At 55.0% G+C, this 19,965-nt stretch carries 18 protein-coding genes; 11 read left to right on the forward strand and 7 right to left on the reverse strand.

What is annotated here, in order from left to right; all coding sequences use genetic code 11:
• Positions 1-36: 36 nt before the first annotated feature.
• Genes bioB through bioA form a run of 6 tightly spaced genes read left to right on the forward strand, consistent with a single transcriptional unit; the run spans position 37 to position 5,742 of the window.
• On the forward strand, positions 37-1,113 hold the full coding sequence (gene bioB, locus HZS79_RS09585; RefSeq protein ID WP_179927719.1) for a biotin synthase BioB: 1,077 nt from the start codon (positions 37-39) through the stop codon (positions 1,111-1,113).
• Positions 1,100-2,254 carry an 8-amino-7-oxononanoate synthase gene (gene bioF / locus HZS79_RS09590; protein WP_179927720.1) on the forward strand — a complete coding sequence of 385 codons (1,155 nt, stop codon included), beginning with the start codon at positions 1,100-1,102 and terminating at the stop codon, positions 2,252-2,254. Before bioB ends, bioF begins: the two co-directional genes overlap by 14 nt.
• Complete coding sequence (locus HZS79_RS09595; RefSeq protein WP_179927721.1) at positions 2,242-2,982, forward strand: alpha/beta fold hydrolase; 741 nt, start codon at positions 2,242-2,244, stop codon at positions 2,980-2,982. The genes bioF and HZS79_RS09595 overlap by 13 nt, the downstream gene beginning before the upstream one ends.
• The gene (gene bioC, locus HZS79_RS09600; RefSeq protein WP_179927722.1) at positions 2,973-3,752 is read left to right on the forward strand and encodes a malonyl-ACP O-methyltransferase BioC; all 780 of its coding nucleotides are present in this window, start codon (positions 2,973-2,975) and stop codon (positions 3,750-3,752) included. Before HZS79_RS09595 ends, bioC begins: the two co-directional genes overlap by 10 nt.
• Complete coding sequence (bioD, locus tag HZS79_RS09605) at positions 3,749-4,474, forward strand: dethiobiotin synthase (protein ID WP_179927723.1); 726 nt, start codon at positions 3,749-3,751, stop codon at positions 4,472-4,474. Before bioC ends, bioD begins: the two co-directional genes overlap by 4 nt.
• Positions 4,471-5,742 (forward strand): adenosylmethionine--8-amino-7-oxononanoate transaminase, encoded by a 1,272-nt coding sequence (gene bioA / locus HZS79_RS09610; protein WP_179927724.1) that lies wholly within the window; start codon positions 4,471-4,473, stop codon positions 5,740-5,742. Before bioD ends, bioA begins: the two co-directional genes overlap by 4 nt.
• Positions 5,743-5,747: 5 nt before the next feature.
• Here bioA and HZS79_RS09615 read toward each other — a convergent pair whose 3' ends face one another.
• From HZS79_RS09615 to HZS79_RS09640, 6 genes are all read right to left on the reverse strand, one after another.
• Entirely contained in the window at positions 5,748-6,461 is a 714-nt protein-coding gene (locus HZS79_RS09615; RefSeq protein WP_179927725.1) for an SIR2 family NAD-dependent protein deacylase, read from the reverse strand.
• A 193-nt stretch (positions 6,462-6,654) separates the two neighbouring features.
• Positions 6,655-8,421 (reverse strand): bifunctional isocitrate dehydrogenase kinase/phosphatase, encoded by a 1,767-nt coding sequence (aceK, locus tag HZS79_RS09620; protein WP_162219704.1) that lies wholly within the window; start codon positions 8,419-8,421, stop codon positions 6,655-6,657.
• 133 nt (positions 8,422-8,554) lie between these two features.
• Complete coding sequence (locus HZS79_RS09625) at positions 8,555-9,073, reverse strand: CIA30 family protein (protein WP_179927726.1); 519 nt, start codon at positions 9,071-9,073, stop codon at positions 8,555-8,557.
• 120 nt (positions 9,074-9,193) lie between these two features.
• Positions 9,194-10,627 carry an ethanolamine permease gene (gene eat, locus HZS79_RS09630; protein ID WP_162219706.1) on the reverse strand — a complete coding sequence of 478 codons (1,434 nt, stop codon included), beginning with the start codon at positions 10,625-10,627 and terminating at the stop codon, positions 9,194-9,196.
• Between the two features lie 172 nt (positions 10,628-10,799).
• Positions 10,800-11,642 (reverse strand): ethanolamine ammonia-lyase subunit EutC, encoded by an 843-nt coding sequence (gene eutC, locus HZS79_RS09635; protein ID WP_179927727.1) that lies wholly within the window; start codon positions 11,640-11,642, stop codon positions 10,800-10,802.
• Positions 11,635-13,050 (reverse strand): ethanolamine ammonia-lyase subunit EutB, encoded by a 1,416-nt coding sequence (locus HZS79_RS09640; RefSeq protein ID WP_162219708.1) that lies wholly within the window; start codon positions 13,048-13,050, stop codon positions 11,635-11,637. The genes eutC and HZS79_RS09640 overlap by 8 nt, the downstream gene beginning before the upstream one ends.
• Positions 13,051-13,260: 210 nt before the next feature.
• Here HZS79_RS09640 and HZS79_RS09645 point away from each other — a divergent pair, with 210 nt between their 5' ends.
• From HZS79_RS09645 to zigA, 4 genes are all read left to right on the forward strand, one after another.
• Positions 13,261-14,202: a helix-turn-helix domain-containing protein gene (locus HZS79_RS09645; RefSeq protein WP_179927728.1), complete on the forward strand. Its 942-nt coding sequence runs from the start codon at positions 13,261-13,263 to the stop codon at positions 14,200-14,202.
• A 25-nt stretch (positions 14,203-14,227) separates the two neighbouring features.
• Positions 14,228-14,842: a class I SAM-dependent methyltransferase gene (locus tag HZS79_RS09650; RefSeq protein ID WP_179927729.1), complete on the forward strand. Its 615-nt coding sequence runs from the start codon at positions 14,228-14,230 to the stop codon at positions 14,840-14,842.
• A 159-nt stretch (positions 14,843-15,001) separates the two neighbouring features.
• The gene (locus HZS79_RS09655) at positions 15,002-15,277 is read left to right on the forward strand and encodes a TIGR03643 family protein (protein ID WP_162219711.1); all 276 of its coding nucleotides are present in this window, start codon (positions 15,002-15,004) and stop codon (positions 15,275-15,277) included.
• Between the two features lie 111 nt (positions 15,278-15,388).
• Positions 15,389-16,612, forward strand: coding sequence for a zinc metallochaperone GTPase ZigA (gene zigA / locus HZS79_RS09660; RefSeq protein WP_179927730.1), 1,224 nt, complete (start codon positions 15,389-15,391; stop codon positions 16,610-16,612).
• On the opposite strand, the gene HZS79_RS09665 is transcribed toward zigA, so the two are convergent.
• Positions 16,586-18,628, reverse strand: coding sequence for a RecQ family ATP-dependent DNA helicase (locus HZS79_RS09665; RefSeq protein WP_179927731.1), 2,043 nt, complete (start codon positions 18,626-18,628; stop codon positions 16,586-16,588). The two genes, zigA and HZS79_RS09665, sit on opposite strands and share 27 nt — an antisense overlap.
• A gap of 336 nt (positions 18,629-18,964) precedes the next feature.
• Here HZS79_RS09665 and HZS79_RS09670 point away from each other — a divergent pair, with 336 nt between their 5' ends.
• Positions 18,965-19,936 carry a helix-turn-helix transcriptional regulator gene (locus HZS79_RS09670; protein WP_179927732.1) on the forward strand — a complete coding sequence of 324 codons (972 nt, stop codon included), beginning with the start codon at positions 18,965-18,967 and terminating at the stop codon, positions 19,934-19,936.
• Positions 19,937-19,965 lie beyond the last annotated feature (29 nt).

The following is a 19,965-nucleotide window of genomic DNA, read 5'->3' on the forward strand; positions in this document are numbered from 1 at the left end:
AGTCTCGTCAACTTTCAAAAGAAAAAAGGTTTACCCGTGACCGCCACCGCTTTCAATGCCGCCGCCCCGCGCCACGACTGGACGCTGGACGAAATTAATGGGCTGTTTGCGCTGCCCTTCAACGACCTGTTATTTAAAGCTCAGCAAGTGCATCGCGCCCACTTTGATGCTAACGCGGTGCAGGTTTCTACCCTGCTGTCGATTAAAACGGGGGCTTGCCCAGAAGACTGCAAATATTGCCCGCAGTCCGGTCACTACAATACCCAGCTCGAAAAAGAGAAGCTGCTGGAAATCGAAAAAGTCGTTGCCCAGGCCAAGGCCGCTAAAGAAGCCGGCGCTAGCCGTTTCTGTATGGGCGCGGCATGGCGCAGCCCGCGGGACAAAGATTTACTGCTGGTCGAAGAGATGGTTCGTCAAGTCAAAGCCCTGGGGCTGGAAACCTGCATGACACTAGGTATGGTCGACGGTGATCAAGCCAACCGTTTGGCGGCTGCTGGGCTGGATTACTACAACCATAACCTGGACACCTCCCCCGACTTTTATGGTGAAATTATCACCACCCGCACCTACAGCGACCGCCTGGACACCCTGGCCACCGTGCGTGAAGCGGGCATGAAAGTATGCTCCGGCGGCATTTTAGGCATGGGTGAAGGCGCACAAGACCGCAGTGCGCTGTTACAGCAGCTGGCGAAGCTGTCACCGCACCCAGAATCCGTCCCCATCAATATGCTGGTTAAAGTACCGGGTACACCGCTAGAGAACGTCGAAGACCTAGACCCGCTTGAGTTTATCTGCGCCATTGCGGTGGCGCGTATTATGATGCCGCAAAGCCATGTGCGGCTTTCCGCTGGCCGCGAGCAGATGAGCGAATCGACTCAAGCACTGGCATTTTTGGCTGGAGCCAACTCGATCTTCTACGGCGACAAACTACTCACCACCGGCAATCCCCAGGCAGATCGCGACCGCGCGCTATTTGCAAAATTAGGCCTGCACCCAGAGCGCCGTGATACCTGCGAAGATGAAGCCACTCACACCGAGCGACTCACCCAACAAGCTCAGCAACGCGCCCAGGCAGAGCGGGCAGCAGCACTGGCGGTAGATGCTAGTGTCTGACGCGTGGCAGCAGCGACTAGCCAGCGCCCGTCAGCAGCGTGTCGATGGACAGCGCTGGCGGCACCGACGGGTGAACACCCACAGCACGCTGGACTTTGCCGGTAATGACTATCTTGGGCTGGCCTGCGATCCACGTGTACAAGCTGCCCAGGCAGAGGGTGCGCGCCGCTTTGGCGCAGGCGCGGGCGCGTCGCACTTGGTCAGCGGCCATTTGGAGGTTCACGACGCACTGGAAGACGCCCTGGCCGAGTGGACCGGACGGCAGCGTGCACTGCTGTTTTCCACCGGCTATATGGCTAACCTTGGCGTGTTGCAGGCGCTCGCCGCCCCGCACACTGCCATTTTTCAAGACCGTTTGAATCATGCCTCGCTGTTAGATGGCGCAGTGTTAAGCGGCGCTCGCTCGCGGCGTTTTCATCACCGCAACAGTGCTGATCTTGAACGCTTATTAGCGCGCAGCTCCGCCACCCATAAGCTGGTGGTCAGCGACGGTGTGTTCAGTATGGATGGCGACGTTGCCGATATTGCCACCCTTGCCCACGTCAGCCAGCAGCACAACGCCTGGCTAATGATTGATGACGCTCACGGTCTGGGTGTCTTAGGCGATAACGGCAGCGGCTGTGTGGAAGGTTTCGACAGCCAAGCGGTGCCTATTTTGGTCGGCACACTGGGCAAGGCATTGGGCACCGCTGGCGCGTTTGTGGCCGGTGACGCTGCGTTGATTGACCACCTCACCCAGTTTGCTCGCAGCTATATCTATACAACGGCCCAGCCCCCCAGCATTGCAGCGGCGACTCTGGAAGCGCTGACCATCGTGCAGCGCGAGCCTGAACATCGCCAGCGGCTCCAGCGCCATATCAGCTACTTCCGCCAGCAAGCCCAGGCACTAGGGCTGCCCCTTGCCGATTCCCATACGCCTATTCAACCGCTGTTGCTAGGAGACGAGCCACGCACCATGGCTTGGGCGGCTAAGCTCTCCCAGCGAGGCATCCAAGTAGGGGCGATTCGCCCACCCACGGTACCCAATGGTGCCGCTCGCCTGCGTATTACGCTGAGCGCCCGCCATACCCCCAGCGATATTGATCGGCTTGTCGAAGGTCTGAGCGCCTGTCAGCGCGAGGAGGCACGATGTCCTGCCTAGACGCCGCCCCTCTACATCTGGTGCTGCTATCGGGCTGGGGAGTCGATCAGCGCATCTGGCAGCCGTTGGAACACCACTGGCCCGCCCATAGCAAGGTACACACAGTGGACTGGCCAGGCTATGGCGATACCCCTGCCCTGGCTGAACCTGCCACCCTTGATACTCTTGCCAGCGCCATGGCCGACCAACTACCCAGTAACGCTGTGTGGGTCGGCTGGTCGCTGGGCGGGCTGTTAGCCAGCGCGCTGCTCGATAAGCTGCCTGCGCCACTCGGCCTTGTGCTGATTGGCACGGGCGAGCAATTTTGTAGCGATGACGGAGTCAGCAAAGCCGAGCTTGCCAGCTTTCAGCGCGCCTTTAGCCGCGACCCCGATGCCACCTGGCGGCATTTCTTACGCTGGCAAACCCAGGGCGAACCTAACGCTCGCCACGCCCACCAACAGCTACGCGCCATGCTGGGTGACACCCCAAGCGCCACGCTCAGCACGCTGTCCCAAGGGCTTCACTGGCTTGCCAGCCTGGATAACACCCAGCGTTTGCAAGAAGCGCCCTGTCCGGTCATCCGATTAGTTGGCGAGCACGACCTGTTAGTGGCTTCCGGTATCCGCGCTCAGGCCATCAACCTTGCCCACGCGGGGCACTGCCCGATGCTTTCCCAGCCAGCTCAGCTGGTCGCGACCATCGCTTCCCAGGCCGCACTGGTCACCAAGGAGCACGTATGCACCTAACGACAATGCCCGCACCAAACTGGCAGGCAAAAGTCGCCCACGCCTTTTCTCGGGCGGCTCCACGCTACGATGCTCTGGCCAGCGCTCAGCGCCAGATAGGGGAAACGCTATGGTCATCGCTTCCGCCTAGTGCCGACAACATACTCGATCTTGGCTGTGGTACTGGCGTCTGGACACAACGACTAGCCACTCAGTTTCCCCAAGCTCACGTCACTGGGCTGGATATTGCCCCGGGCATGCTCACCCATGCCCAGGCGCGCTATGGCAATCATATTCGTTGGCAGCAAGGCGATGCCGCTGCGCTGCCTTTTGAGCGCAGCACATTTGATCTGGTCTTTTCCAACCTCGCCATCCAGTGGTGCCGCGATATCGATACTGTTATGCGCGAGCTTCAACGAGCACTGACCCCTGGCGGCCAAGTGCATCTCACGACGCTCTTACCTGGCACGCTGGCAGAAGTCGCCACGGCTTGGCAGCGCCCGGAGGCGTTACTGCAAACGCCGAATGCCCTAGCACTTGAACGCGCTGTTGCCCTAAGCGGCCTAACGCTGGTTGATCACATCACCGAATGGCGGCGGTTTTACTACCCCGACCTAAATGCGGTCATGGCCTCAATCAAGGGGGTAGGCGCCCAGGTGGCGCGGCCCAAGGCGCGCCTTACCCGTCGAGAGCTGGCCGCCGCCCGCGAGCGGTTTGAAGCACTACGTGAACCCCAAGGACTCCCCGTTAGTTACCACTGCATCACCCTGCACCTGGAAAAATCACCATGACCGTCTATTTCGTGACCGGCACCGATACCGATGCGGGTAAGACCCTGGCCACCAGCGCACTGCTGTGCGCTGCCAAAGATCAGCAGCTCAGCACGCTGGGGCTTAAGCCGATTGCCTCTGGCAGCCACATCACGACGGATGGGCTGCGCAATAGCGATGCGTTGGCGCTACAGGCACAAAGCGCTCCGCCGGTCGATTACACCACCGTTAACCCTTGGGCATTTGCGCCAGCTATTGCGCCGCATCTGGCCGCCAGCGAGGCGGGGCACTCTCTTAATGTCAACCGCGTGGTTGACTCGCTTAACGCCACTCTAAACGACACGCCGCGCGATCTAACGCTCATTGAAGGCGCTGGAGGCTGGCGTGTGCCACTCAATGAGCATGACGACTTTTCCGATATACCCCGGATGATGCAGCTGCCAGTCATTCTGGTCGTGGGACTAAAACTTGGCTGCCTTAATCATGCGCGGCTTACCGCGGAGGTCATCGCTGCCGATGGCCTAACCCTTGCGGGTTGGGTCGGCAGTGTAGTGGATCCTGAGTTCGCCTCTGACACAGCGCGCTTTGACGCCAACATCACCCTGCTTAAAAACACCCTTAACGCGCCATGTCTAGGCATTATTCCTCATTTAGCCACCGCTGATGCCGTCCATGCGCGCCACGCGCTTTCACTAACCGCGCTGCTCAACACCTCAGTTTTGAATCAGGAAGCCGCTCTATGAGTTCTCCCGTTTGGCACCCTTATGCCCACCTCAAAACCCAAGCGCCAGCACCCAAAGTGGTCGGCGGCAGCGGTAGCCATTTCACCCTGGAAAGCGGCGAGCAACTGCTCGACGCTACCTGCTCCTGGTGGTGCATGATTCATGGCTATGGACATCCACGTTTAGTCGCGGCCATTCGTGAACAGGCAGGCGAGCTATGCCATGTCATGCTCGGCGGCCTCACCCATGATCCCGCCGACCAGCTTGCTCAGGAGCTAGTGCGCATCACCCCTGACGGGCTTAATCACGTGTTCTACTCCGACAGTGGTTCAGTTGGGATGGAAGTGGCAATGAAAATGGCCCTGCAGTACCAAGTGCTCATCGGCCACCCCGAAAAATGCAAGATGCTTTCGTTAATGAAGGCCTACCATGGCGATACCACCGGCTGTATGGCGGTATGCGACCCTGAAGAAGGCATGCACAGTCTATTCGCCAGCCTGCTGCCCCAGCACCACTTCGCCCCCGCGCCCACCGCACCGTTTAACGCCACACCGGAACAGGTAGCCGACGATTTAGCGGCGCTTCGCGACGTCTTGGCGAGCCACCATCATGAGGTTGCTGCCCTGCTGATGGAACCGTTACTCCAGGCGGCAGGCGGGCTAAACATGACCTCGCCGGACTACCTGCGCGGTGCGCGGGCGTTATGCGATGAGTTTGGCGTGTTGCTGATTTTTGATGAAGTAGCCACCGGCTTTGGCCGCACTGGCAAGCTGTTTGCCGCCAATCACGCTGACGTAACACCGGATATTATGGTGCTCTCAAAAGGATTAACCGGCGGCTACCTCGGCCATGCAGCGACCCTGGCCAGCGACCGTGTTCACGATGCGTTTGTTGGCGACAGCGCCCACCATGCCTTTATGCACGGCCCGACATTTATGGGCAATCCGCTGGCCTGCCGCGTCGCGCTGGAAAGCCTGCGCGTGTTTGAAGAGGAGCACTACCTGGACAAGATTGCGGCTCTCAGCCAACAGCTTAGCCGAGCGTTAATTGACGACTCCGTGCTGAACGCCCACCCAGACGTGGCCGATGTGCGAGTACTGGGTGCCACCGCGGTGATTGAAGCGCACTCCGCCGAGGCGCTGAAAGGTGTCGGGCAGTTCGCCCGCGAGCGTGGTGTATGGCTGCGCCCAATCGGCCGCTGGCTTTACACCATGCCCGCTTATATCGCTACCGACGCCGACATCACTCAGATTACCGACGTAATGAAAGCATGGTTTTTGAAGCGATAGACAGTTCAAGGCAGCATCAAATTGCCCTGTTTGCGCCACTGGTTTACCAACGCTGGAACGCCCTCTCCTGCGGTGGTATTAATCGCTAGAACGCCAGGCGGTGTTAAGGCATCCGCGTCGGGGTCGACCAGCGCACACGGGGTATCCAAGTCAATATACGACAGCAGCGACGCCGCGGGCATTACCGCTAGGGACGTGCCTACCACCAGCAAGAAATCCGCCTGGCTAACAAGTTCACAGGCGTCTTCAAACAGCGGCACCGACTCACCGAACCACACCACGTCTGGGCGCAGCTGGCTGCCTTTGTCACAAATATCGCCCAGCGCAATGCCACCTTTCGGCAGCGGATAGCGCAGCCGCACATCCACTGTAGAGCGCGCCTTCAAAATCTCGCCATGAAGATGCAGCACATCTCGCGACCCTGCACGCTCATGCAAATCATCAATATTTTGCGTGACAACACTGACTCGAAAGCCATCTTTTTCAAGCGCCGCCAGGGCTTTATGGGCAGCATTGGGCTTAGCCTTACGAATTTGCTCCCGACGCAGGTTATAAAACTCCAGTACGCGCTGTGGGTCTCGGCGCCAGCCCCCGGGCGTGGCCACCTCCTCGACTGGGTGGTCTTCCCAGAGACCATCACTGGCACGGAACGTTTTAATACCGCTTTCGGCGCTAATCCCTGAACCGGTAAAAACCACTAAGTGCGGTGGTGCTGTCATGTTTTCCTCGACTAAATCACTGCTTACTGTTTCACAAGGAGCCTCTTATTAATGTAATGAGCGCAGGCCAGACAAGGCAAAAATCAACGAAAAAGCGGAGTTTACGGGTTGTAAATGAGCATTTTGATCGGACTCGCGCACGAGGCGATTTTTAACGCAGTATGGCCAAGCGCAATAGTTAATCAGAGGTTACTTAATATACCAGCTGCCCTATGGTCCCCGCGAAGCGCTGCTTATTACGATACGGATAAACATCGATCACCCGACCATCGACAATCGCCTGCTGTAACTCCAACCAATACTCGGGGTCAAATAATTCTGGATGCTGTCCCATAAAAATACTGCGCAGCTCCGGGTTGGCAAACATAAAGGGACCGAACTCCTCGGGGAAGATATCGTTGGGACCGATAGAAAAGCTTTCGCCACCGCCACCCTGGAAGTCATTGCCATACGATTTGGGAATGTGTCGAAAGCGGCACTCCGTGAGATAGCACACCTCGTCATAATCGTAAAAAATCACTCGGCCATGGCGGGTAACACCAAAGTTTTTTAACAGCATATCGCCAGGAAAAATATTGGCCGCAGCCATCTGTTTAATGGCGTTACCGTAGTCTTTGAGCACCATCACACGCTCATCTGCGCTGCACTGTTCAAGGTAGATGTTCAGCGGCGTCATCATGCGCTCGGTATAACAGTGCTTGATAATCACCTTGTCATCTTTCAACGACACCGTAGAGGGTGCCACTTCAAGCAAGTGCTCTAGACACTCTGGGGAAAAGTGATCTTGCCGCGCGGTAAAATTTGAGAACTCCTGGGTGTCGGCCATACGCCCAACGCGGTCGTGGCGTTTCACCAATCGGTATTTTTCGCGCACCATGGCATGGGTAACATCCTTGGCAGGATCAAACTTATCTTTAATGATTTTAAACACGGTGCGAAAACTGGGCAGCACAAACACCGCCATCACCATGCCACGCACCCCAGGCGCAATCACAAACTGATCCTCACGCTTAGCCACCTGCTGGTTTAGCGCACGGAAAAATTCAGTTTTGCCATGCTTAAAAAAGCCGATGGCAGCATACAGTTCCCCCTCAGGCTTATGGGGCATCAACTGTTTTAAGTAATGAACGAACTCTCCCGGGACCGGTACATCTACCTGAAAGTAGGCTCGGGTAAACGAGAAAATAATCGAGACTTCATCGGTCTCTGTTAGCACGGTATCCAAATGCAGGCAGGGGTCGCCGCCCTGCTGTTCGCCAAACCCTTCACCATGCAGAATGGGTAACACCAACGGCACTTGCTCGCCGCCCCCCAGAATACGACCTACCAAGTACGCCCCTTTATTGCGGTAAAAAACGCTTTTCAACAGTTCTAATCGAGCGTCATCTGCCTGCAAAATGGCAGCGGGAAGCTGGTTTTCCAACAAATCAGCCCCTAGCTCGATATCGCGTTCCAGATCAGCAAAGGCGTTATCAAACGGTGCCTCTTCAAGCGCCCAGGCAAGCGCCTGGGGCCAATCCCCATTAACGTAATGCTGTCGACACAGCTCAATTCCCGAGTGATGCGCAGCGTCTTCTCGAGAGCTGTAAACAAACATCCAGTCATTGCGAATATGGCGATGGTTGAATATCGAGCAGAACAGCGAGTTAAAAAACGTCTCTGCCAATTCGTAATCCAACCGCTGGCTAATCAGCTGTGCATAGTGCTCACGCGCTTCACGCCATGTCTCGCAATGCGTGAGCGCTTCATGGGCAAAGGTACGCTGCAAACGCGCTAGCGTATCGCCAACTTTCTCTTCATAAAGATTGATCCGTGCCGCTGAGGCTTGCTGAGCCTCCCGCCACGCCGCCTCTCGAAAGCGGCGGCTGGCATCAAAGGTAATCTGCTTAAAGCGAGCACGGTAGCCATCAAACCCATGCAGAATAGTGGCCGCTAAACGATACGCTGGGGAGTGTTTCATGGCGGTGTGCTCTTATTGGAAATTTTCTCTGCTAAGACTCCACTAGCCGCCCACGACATTCGAGACGACCTTAGCCCTATTATTTGAGCACCTATCGCGTTTAAGCATCTGTCGCGTTTAAGTAAATCGGCCGTTAAAGCGGTGCAATTGATGCAATGTTTAGTCGAAACGGTCCAGCTGTTCGGTCAGCAATCAAGAAGCCCAGTTGATAAATGCTATCAGAAGAAAGCGACGGCGCATCGTCAAGTACCTTACCGCGCCTTACGGCTTCAAACATATGCCAAGTAAACTTCAGCGTTTCCCACTGGTCTCGGGCAGGCGTAAATATCACTCGGTAGGCGCTAGCCTCGTCTAACGCGGTACTTTTCAAGCGCAATTGATAAGTGCGACCGTCACCATTCACCCGCAGTGTAAGGCCTTCGCCGTTGGTGAGTGATGGCTCGAAGTGGTCGGGTTGGCGGCGTATCGAGGCAAAGCCACCGCCATTCTCTAGCGATACCTCACCGATAAAACATCCCATCCCCGCCTCGATACGAAACGTACTGTGAGACACGCCCCCCATCACACCATCATTTACTGCGAACCAGCGTTGCTCCTCACCGCGCTGATTAACACTAGGGTCGTTAACACGGGGCCCGAAGGTTAACGTCATGTTGGCTCCTGTAGCAGTCAACGTTGCGCTGCTCGTTGCTGATTAAACTAAAAAGCCCCTGGGCCATCAGGGCACAGAGGCTTCAACTGCCTAGTCAGCCTAGGCGATTAGCACCAAAAACTACAGCTTAGCGGCGGCAGGCAGTAACTCGTCATCGTCTAACGCTTCCGGCGACGCCGTCACCAGTGCAAACTCCTCTTCAGCGGTTTTCGCCACCAGCTGATTTTTGCTATAGAAGAAGTAGTACGCCGCACCGGCAATGAACAGCACAATGGTGTAATTGAACGCACGCGGGTCGAAAGCATAAACACCGGTGAGAGCGACAATTGCCAATACCAGCGCAACCGATGAAGTCACGATGCCACCTGGGGTTTTATAAGGCCGTGGCAAGTCTGGTTGCTGTACGCGCAGTAGGATATGGCTCAGTGCCATCAGCGCGTAAGAGATCGTTGCGCCGACGACCGCCATTGCTAACATAAGATCGCCTTCGCCGCTTAATGAGGCCAAGAAGCCGAAAACACCCGGCACAATCAACGCCAGATAAGGCACTTTACGCTCGCTGGTCAGCGACAGCTTCTTAGGGAGGTACCCCGCCCGCGAAAGTGCGAATACCAACCGACTATAGCCATAAATAATAGAAAAGAAGGAGGCAATTAGTCCTGCCAAGCCCAACACATTCACTAATGTCGCCAAGGTTGGGTTGCCCGTCGCATTGAGCGCATCCACCAGCGGCACACCGCTTTGACCAATCATTTCAGCACCCGCCGCGCCTGCCAGTAACACCACGACTAATAAGGCCGTGAACAGCAAAAACAGCATTGCAGCAATAATGCCTTTAGGCATATCGCGCGCGGGGTCTTTGGCTTCTTCTGCCGCTAGGGGCACACCCTCAACCGCTAAAAATAGCCACATACCAAACGGCAGCGCGGCCCAAATACCGTACCAGCCATAGGGCATAAAGGTACTCGCGCCAGCAGCATCAGTGGGCGCAATATCAAATAGGTTCGCTGAGTCGAAATTGCCAATCAACGCCACTGCCGTTGCCAAAATCGCAAACACCGCCAGGCCGCTAATCACCATCATGACTTTTAGCGCTTCACCTACGCCTGCTAAATGAATACCGATAAACACTGCGTAGAACAGCAGGTAAACCAACGGCCCATTAATGCCCAGCAGCGCTTCAACTGCCGAGCCTATAAAAATCACAATAGCGGCTGGCGCAAGGGCATACTCGATCAACACCGCAAGCCCCGTTAGGTAACCTCCCGTTGGCCCCATCGCTTGACGGGCAAAGCTGTAGCCTCCGCCAGCGGCTGGAATCGCCGCCGACATCTCCGCCAGAGACAGCACCAGCGCAAGGTACATCAGCGCCATTAAACAAGCGGCAATAGCAAAGCCGCCCCAGCCCGCCTCGGCAATACCGAAGTTCCAGCCAGCAAAGTCACCAGAAATAACGTATGAAACCCCAAGCCCCGCCAGTAATAGCCAGCCAGCGGTTCCTTTTCGCAGCTGGCGCTTGGCCAGATACGCTTGATCGACAGAAGGTTGTGTCATTGTCTTACCCTTTTTAGTGTGGAACGCAATCGTTGTCAGCGGCGTGCTGAGTCAGGGGGTTGGTTCCATATTGTTGTTAGGAGCGTTGTTAGGAGCGTTTCTATAAGTGTTGTTATTGATATGTCGTTATTGGCAGGTTGTTCATGGGTTGCGCTTAGCGCGCAAGCCCCCGTTAATCGGCCACCAGGAAGTTTTGTGGTGAGCCACCCGATGCACCTTCTAATACGTTATCTTCGCTACGATCTTTCAGTTGAACACCAGACAGTTGCCGCTGACGGGCCTCGACTAATAGCAACAGCAACCGCCGCGCGGCCTCTTCAGGTTTCAGACCTGCTGGGCGAACGTTAGAAATACAATTACGGCGGTCATCCTTTAAGCCCACTTCGGGTGCCCAGGTCATATACAGCCCGAGGCTATCGGGGGAGCTTAACCCTGGGCGCTCACCAATCATCACCAGCACAGCATCGGCATTAAGCAGCGCGCCAACCTCATCGCCAATCGCCACACGCCCCTGCTCGACAATGGTTAACGGCGCGAGTTGCCACTCCCACTGATCATGTTCAAAGGCGCGATACAGCGCAGTAAGAAACGGCGCGCTATTCTGCTGCACCGCCAGTGCGGAAAGCCCATCGACAATAACCACCGCCAAATCGAAGCGCTGGCCGCTTTCCGCTGCTTGCTGCAGTTTCTCTCGCGAGTCGTCGTTAAGACGACGGCCATAATCAGGGCGTTGCAGATACATGGCTCGGTCTGCCGCGTGGCTGTGTACATGAATAGGCGTCTGGCTCAGGCTAAGCGCTGTCGTTAACTCGCTGGCCAACGCGTCGCACTCAAGGGGGCAGTGAACGGCGTCCTGGGCCTGGGCATGAGCCAGCTGAAACGCCAACAGCTGATGTGTAGGCAGGCTGATGCCCGCACGACCAAGCCCAATACGGGCATCGGTAAATGCCCTCAGCCGCTCCCATGGGTTCGCGATGACGATAGGTGGGGACTCTTTCGATTCATTATCAGACATCGCGGGCAGCCTCCTTTGGCAGGTGGCGCAGGCTGTTAGCGAAAGCGGCTGGTAGCTGATCGTTTAGCCGATAGGAAGAAACGTCTTGGAAGATTTGCATCTTCGCCAGCCACTGCTCGAACTCAGGGGCAGCCTTCAACCCAAGCACCCGCCGCGCATACAGCGCATCGTGAAAAGAGGTGGTTTGATAGTTGAGCATTATGTCGTCAGAACCGGGGATCCCCATCACAAAGCTACAGCCCGCCACGCCTAATAGCGTCAGCAGGTTGTCCATATCGTTTTGATCGGCTTCAGCATGATTGGTGTAGCACACGTCGCAGCCCATGGGCACGCCTAATAACTTGCCGCAAAAGTGGTCTTCCAGCCCCGCTCGGGTAATCTCTTTGCCATCGTACAAATACTCAGGACCGATAAATCCCACCACCGTATTCACCAACAGTGGGTTGAACTTACGCGCCACGGCATAGGCACGGGATTCACAAGTTTGCTGGTCCAGGCCATGATGGGCGTCAGCGGAAAGCGAGCTGCCCTGGCCGGTTTCGAAATACATCACATTGCGCCCAACCGTACCGCGATCCAGCGTCTGAGCGGCCGCTTCGGCTTCCGCCAGCGTACTCAGATCAAAGCCAAAACTGCGGTTGGTGGCTTCGGTACCGCCAATGGATTGAAAGACAAGATCTACTGGCGCGCCCTGCTCAATCGCTTCTAGCGTATTGGTCACATGGGTAAGCACGCAGGATTGGGTGGGAATTTCGTATTTCTGGATAACGTCATCCATCAGGCGCATTAACTTGATGCTTTGGGCGACATTATCAGTAGCAGGATTGATACCAATGACCGCGTCGCCACTGCCATACAACAGGCCATCCAGAATACTGGCGGCAATCCCGGTCACGTCATCGGTAGGATGGTTGGGCTGCAAACGGGTGGATAACCGTCCCGGCAAACCAATAGTATTGCGAAATGCGGTTGTCACCTGACACTTCTTGGCCACTAGCATCAAATCTTGATTGCGCATCAACTTGCTAACAGCGGCGGCCATTTCAGGGGTAATGCCAGGGCGAGCCGCAGCTAAAACATCGCTGGTGGCATGGTCGGACAGCAGCCAGTTGCGAAAGTCACCCACGGTTAAATGCTTCAGCGGCGCAAACGCAGCAGCATCGTGCTCATCGATGATTAATCGAGTAATCTCGTCTTTCTCATAGGGAATCAGTACATCATTCAAAAACGTGGTAAGCGGCAGCTCTGCCAGCACCATTTGTGCCACTACCCGCTCTTCTGCGGATTCTGCAATGACACCTGCCAAACGGTCACCGGAGCGTGGCGGCGTGGCTTTAGCCATTAATTCTGCCAAACCTTTAAAGCGGTAGCGGCGGCTTCCCACTGTGGTGTGATAGGTCTGCGCCATAGGACCTTCCTTTTTTATAGTTAAAAGACAACGGCACCGCATGCGCGTTGAGGAACAGAACTTGCTTGTTTCTACAATAGCGTTATCACTTAACGGGGAGTATCGAGTTTCGGCAAATCTGCCATACTGATAAAAAACAAAACAAATACAATAAATTAGGAATAGCTAAGTGACGTGATAGCGCTGTCATCGCGTCCACAGGAGCTTCAAATGACCCTGACGAGCCAAGACTTCGCACCAAAGAAGTGCATGCAAGAGGCGTTTGATGCCGATGAGCATGCCCAAAACCTGACCCGTTGGCAGCAACAGTACGACCAACTTAGTCCTGGCCGTTTCTATGGGCGGCTGGATGAAATTTCGCTGCCCGCCATGCAGGTATTTAAAGAACATACAGGGCAAGCGCTACGCCAAGACTGCCGAGTGTGGGCTGATTCCTTGTGGCTGGGCATCCCCACTCGGGCACTGGGGTCGCGCATCAACGGGCAGTCATTGGAAGAGCATGACGTGATGTGCCACCCTGGTGGTCGCGATTTTGAGCTGGTAACGCCAGAGGTATTTGATATCTATGGATTAGTGATACGTCTACCGATCTTACAAGCTGCCGCCCAGCGGCAAGGTGTGCTACTTGATCATGAATGGCACGGGTCACCGCGCCGCCGAGTGACGCCTGAAACACTCCATGCCGTGTCGTTTTTACTTGAACGCCTGCTCTCTCACCAGCAGGGCGCCATTGCTGAAAACGTGCATCAAGATATTTTGCTAACGGGCCTGCTAGAGCTACTAAAAGCCAACCAAGCAAGCCATGAACCACCACCCAGCTATGCCCACCGAAAAGCAGTAGTTGACCGAGTGAAGCGCTATGTTGATGAGCATTTAGAAGGCCCAGTGACCATGGAAACTCTATGCGAACTCACCCATGTCAGCAGGCGTACGCTGCAGTACAGTTTTACGACTATCCTAGGAATTAGTCCGCTGCAGTTTTTACGTTTAACACGGCTTAATCGGGTGCGCCGCGCCCTGCGCAATGCCGAACCTCACCAGACGGTAACTGAAATTGCCACCTACTGGGGCTTTTGGCATTTGGGGCAATTTGCTCATGATTATAAGCAGCAATTTGGTGAAAGCCCTTCGCAAACGCTAAGTACAGTTTAGTAAACGTGTTTTATAGAGGTAGCCAATGATCAACACCACGGCTTGGAATCGTTTGCGATATACCGTCTACGCACCCGTCTACGATTTAGTGGCTACTAGGGCGTTTCGCAAACCACGCCGGAAAGCCTTAGCACAAATAGACTGGGAGCCCGGCATGCGTGTTTTATTGGTGGGCGCTGGCACCGGCTTAGACCTACCCTACTTGCCCCGTGAATTAGAAATTCATTTAACCGACCTGACGCCTGCCATGGTGAAACGGGCGCGTGAACGTGCCGAACATGCCCAACGAGACGTGGTATGTCGCGTGATGGATGCTACCCAGCTGGATTACCCAGATGAACATTTTGACGTGGTTATCATGCACTTGATTCTAGCCGTAATGCCAAACCCAGAGCGGGGGTTAGCCGAAACACACCGCGTGTTAAGAAGCGGCGGGCAGCTTTGTGTGATGGATAAATTTCAACCCGACACACACCCTGCCGGACCCAGCCGACGAGCATTAAATGCGCTTACCTCATTGATCGCGACCGACATCACCCGCCAGGCAACGCCACTGCTTCAACAAGCAGGTTTCAACATCCGCCGCGACGAACCCGTATTGATGAATGGCCTTTTTCGCGCGCTGTTAGCTGCAAAGTAACCCTTACTGAACCATTCGCAGACTGGCTTTTATAACCGCCTGCCTGTCACACCGTCACATCCATCGAGACATTAGTACAACAGAAACATCAGCGTCCAACTCTGGTACAGTTAATACTTATTTGTCGCTTGCACGCTTCATCAATATGTAAGGTGCCTAATGCCTAAAGCTGCTGTAAAACGCTTTCGTCGTCTACCCGAAGAAGAACAGTCCCGTGTGATTGAAATGGCCTGGGAAGACCGCACTCCGTTTGAAGCGATAGAAACACTGTTTGGCCTTGGTGAGCCGGACGTTATCGAAGTAATGCGCCACCAGCTCAAGCCTGCTTCGTTTCGGCTATGGCGTAAACGCGTTACTGGTCGCGCGACTAAACATACGGCTTTGCGCTCACCTGATGTGTTACGCGGCTACTGCCCAACGCAGTATAAGCGCTAATTCACTTATCCAACGATAATGGAACGCCATCATTTTCTAAACGGACCTTTCTAACCGCCCACCAAGTGTTATATTATCACATAACATAGACCCGCTTAGAGGTGATCAGCAATGACCGCGTTCTCTCCCCTACCCGTGACCGTGCTCTCGGGCTTTCTTGGTGCCGGTAAAACGACCGTACTCAATCATATTTTAGCTAACCGCGAAGGTCGCCGTGTTGCGGTCATCGTCAATGATATGAGCGAGGTCAATATCGACGGGGCATTAGTGCGCGGCGGCCCTGGCGAATCAACATTAGATGGCGAGGTGGCGCTGAACCGCTCTGAAGAGCGTTTAGTCGAGATGAGCAACGGCTGCATTTGCTGCACGCTGCGTGAAGACTTGCTAGAAGAGGTTAGCCAACTGGCCAGGGAAGGTAAATTCGATTACCTAGTGATTGAGTCCACTGGCATTTCTGAACCACTACCGGTGGCGGAAACCTTCACCTTTGAAGACGAAAGCGGCCAGAGTCTTTCCCAGGTTGCACGCCTTGATACGCTGGTCACCGTGGTCGATGGCGCCAATTTTCTTGAGCAGTACCGCGAAGCGCAGAGCCTCGCGGAAGCGGGCGAAAGCTTGGGTGAAGACGACGAGCGTAATGTCGCCGACCTGCTGGTCGACCAGATCGAGTTTTGTGATGTGCTGTTGATTAGCAAAACCGACTTGATCAGTGAAAAAGAGCTCGAGGCGTTAAAGGCGATTCTACGTTCGCTGAACCCCGATGCGGAGCTGGTACCTATCTCTCAAGGCAGCGTGCCGCTAGAGAAAGTGCTGGATACTGGCAAGTTCAATTTTGAGCGCGCCCAGCAAGCGCCTGGTTGGCTAAAAGAGATGCGTGGTGAGCATGTACCAGAAACCGAAGAGTACGGCATCGGCAGCTTTGCCTACCACGCTCGCCGCCCCTTCCACCCGCAGAAATTCCACGACCTACTCAACGAAGAGTGGTTTGGTAAAGGACTGCTGCGTTCGAAAGGCTTTTTCTGGCTTGCGACTCGGCCACGCTATGCAGGCCAATGGAGCCAAGCAGGCGGCATTGCCCATCACGGCCCTGCAGGGGTGTTCTGGAAAGCCATTCCCGAAGCCAACTGGCCGGAAGATCCTGAAACCCGCCAGTTCATTATGGAAAAGTGGCAGGAGCCGTTTGGCGACATGCGCCAGGAGCTGGTGTTTATCGGCCAGAACTTAGACCAAGACAACATGCGCGAAGCGCTGGACGCCTGCTTGCTAAGCGAAGCGGAGCTGCTGGAAGGCATGGAAGCCTGGAAGCAGCTACCCGATCCTTTCCCCGTTTGGTAGTAAGGTGTCGCCGCCTGAACTGGTCAAATAGCGCTCTGCCCACTGTCGCACCTCGGGATAGGCACGCTGCTCAAAGACCGCAAAGCCGTTAAGGCCGCGCGCTTTGAGCGAAGTAAACACCGGCATGGTTAAGCCACATAAGAAGTGTGCCAGCCGCTGGGCGCTGGGTGGCTGGCCGAGCTTTTCCGTGTGGCGCTCAATCAGCGGTGTGGCATAGCAGGTAAAATCATTATCAGACAGAGCGGGCAACGGCGGCGCATCCGGCAACCTAACTGGGTTGCCGTAGCACACAGAGCAGTGACCACAGCGGTTCTGCTCTGTACCAATAGGCCCATCAAAGGTGGCATCCCCAAAATGCTCAGCCAGCCGCCTAGTCAGGCAGCTTTCCGATTCAAACAGCGCCAGCATGGAATGTAATCGCTCAATTTCGATTCGCTCCCGATTCAGGCACTCATTAAACAACTGGCTCGCCACCGCCTCGACCGAAAATCCCGGCTGACAAATTTCATACACGTCGGTCATGCGTTTACCTTCCAGGGTCAGCCAGCCTTTATCCTGGAAGTACTCAAGCGCGGTAATCACGCGGGCCCTTGAAGCATCAATTTGCAGTGCCTGCCCAGCTTGATGCAGTCGATCAAAATCCACCGTTCCCCAGGTGCGGGCGATAGAAATATTGTCGATCAACAAGCGTACGAAGGCTGCCCGCTCCCCTTCAAAACGCCCCACCAAGGCAGTAGGTTCAATATGGTAGCGCAACCGATACTCGGCTAAGAACGCAAAGCGCGGCGCAATAATGCCGTGCATTTCCAGCCTCACCAGCAGCGTTTTTAGCGGCAACAGACGGATATTGGTATCTCGGGAAAGCGTAGTAAGCAACACTTCCCACTGACGATCTGGCGCCTGCCCAGCTGATGAGATTTCTTCCAGTAAGCGCAGAATACCCACGTATTCAGGCGTGTCGCCGTAAACGAAGTTCTCCAGCACCCTCAGTCCATCGCGCCTAGCGATCGTCAAGCAAGTCGAAGGCAACCCGTCGCGACCCGCTCGGCCAATTTCCTGGCTGTAATTCTCAATCGATTTGGGGAGATCAAAGTGCACAACGTTGCGGATATTGCCTTTATCAATCCCCATGCCAAAGGCAATAGTAGCCACAATGCAGGGCGACTCGCCGCTCATAAACTGACCCTGGATCTCGTCACGGCGGACTGAATCCAACCCCGCATGGTAGGCCTGGGCGGCAATCCCCTGGGCCGCTAGCGCGTTTGCCACCTGCTCGGCGGTTTGCTGCAAGGTGACGTAAATAATCGTGGGCGCTTCGTTGCCAGGCGGCATTTGCGGTTTAAGCCAATCAATCAGCTGTTGCTGACGATTTTCCATTGCGGGAACCACCAGAAGCGCTAAGTTAGCGCGATAAAAGCCAGTGGTAATGACATTTTCCGGAGCGATGGAAAACTTCTCACGCATATCAGCGATAACCGCTGGCGTGGCCGTGGCTGTCAGTAGCAACACTTGGGGAATAGCGAAATCTCGCTGGTAATCCGGCAGTTTGAGGTAATCGGGGCGGAAGTTATGCCCCCACTCAGAGAGACAATGCGCTTCATCAACCACTAGCAGTGATATCTGTACCTGACGTAGAAAGTGCCGAAAGCGCTCGTTCTTAAGCCGCTCCACCGACACCATGAGGATTTTTAGCTCACCACTTTTGGCACGTTCCATCACCTCGCGGGTCGTATCGCGATCCTGGGTGGAATCAATACTGGCCGCTGCAACACCATGGCGTGCCAAAAAAGCGAGCTGATCCTGCATCAGCGCCAACAGTGGTGATACCACCAGAGTCAGGTGCGGAAGATGAAGTGCAGGCAGTTGATAACAGAGCGACTTCCCCGCCCCAGTGGCAAAAATCGCCGCGGTAGAGTGCCCGCACAAGACTCTGGACACCACCGCCTGCTGGCCGCCGCGAAAATCATCAAATCCGAATACTGCCTTCAGCGTCTGCTGTGGTGATAGCGAGGTCATGGCCGTTCCCTGGAGAGTCGTAAATACGTTAAGGCTAAGCTAACGCGTTCACATCGTTTTCTCCAATTAAGCGTTGCCTCACTGCCGTTTTGATCAGCAGTGGGCGGCACAAACAGCCTTATAAATACAGTTATAAAAATAGCTTTTTGGGAGCATGAACAGTAGTGCAAACGAAAAAGCCGGTGCTTTATCCCTAAGACATCCGCTAGCCACGTTGCCAGGTACACGACCCAGAGTGGCAGGCATAGCTTTTTCAGCTTACTTGCCTTCAACGCACTTAATGTTTATTAATAAAATCATACTTACAACGATTACTTCTTATCATGCTGACTTGTTATGGCATTTTTCTCATTTTCGACCCGTCAATTCGCTCCTAACGAGCGACTCGAAGCTGCTCAAGATATCTACAGCGCAATGGCACAAGTGCAACTTCGGGCGCCAAAAAAGCAAACGCCTCATGTTGAGACGCGCATTAGGCTGTTGCCTGGGGTTTCCATAGCTAGTGTGACAGCATCTTCATTGCATGCATCACGCAAGTCACCTCAAGTGGCCGACGGCAACGACGATATTACATTTTTGATCCACCCTGGTGGTACGGGCGGATGGCTTTCTCATCTGCAAGCACACGATTCACTAGCCTGCACGCCTGGCCGTGCACGCATTGTGCTCAATCATCAGTTAGGTAGCGTTGACTTCTATGGTGAGCGCGCCAACTTCCTCAGTATCGCTTTTTCAAGAGCGCAATTAATGCCACTGATTGATGACATTGATCGCTTACCCAAAACGTTACTGCCACCTGGAGAGCCACTTCAGCACCTCACCCGCCTCGCGCTGGCGCTTACTCGGCGTTCTGATGCTATCAATGGACACTCAACCGCCCAGCTTAGCGGTCAACTACTCGACTTGGCGTGTCTCTCACTAGGTGCCACTCGCGATGCAGGCATCCGCTCTCGTCGAGGCGGCTTAAGAGATGCCCGCTTAAAAGCCATCAAGGCTGATATCAATATGCATGCTCGCACTCCCCTGTGCCTTGAAGACTTAGCGTTACGACACTCGGTATCGCCCAGCTACATACGTGTGCTGTTTAATAGTAAAGGCACGTCATTTACCGACTACTTGCTCGAACAGCGGCTACAACTTGCGTTTGACGCGCTCACCAACACTCAAGCAACGCAACAACGATCCGTCAGCGACATTGCCTTTCGCGCTGGATTCAATCATCTCTCTTGGTTTTACCGCGCCTTCAAACACCGGTTTGGGATACCCCCTGGCGAAGCGCGCCATATCGCTACCCATTCGAGGTATTGATTAACTGGTCAAAGTGTAGCGCTGAGTGG

It is taken from the genome of Vreelandella zhaodongensis (genome assembly GCF_013415115.1).
Taxonomy (GTDB): Bacteria; Pseudomonadota; Gammaproteobacteria; order Pseudomonadales; family Halomonadaceae; genus Vreelandella; species Vreelandella zhaodongensis.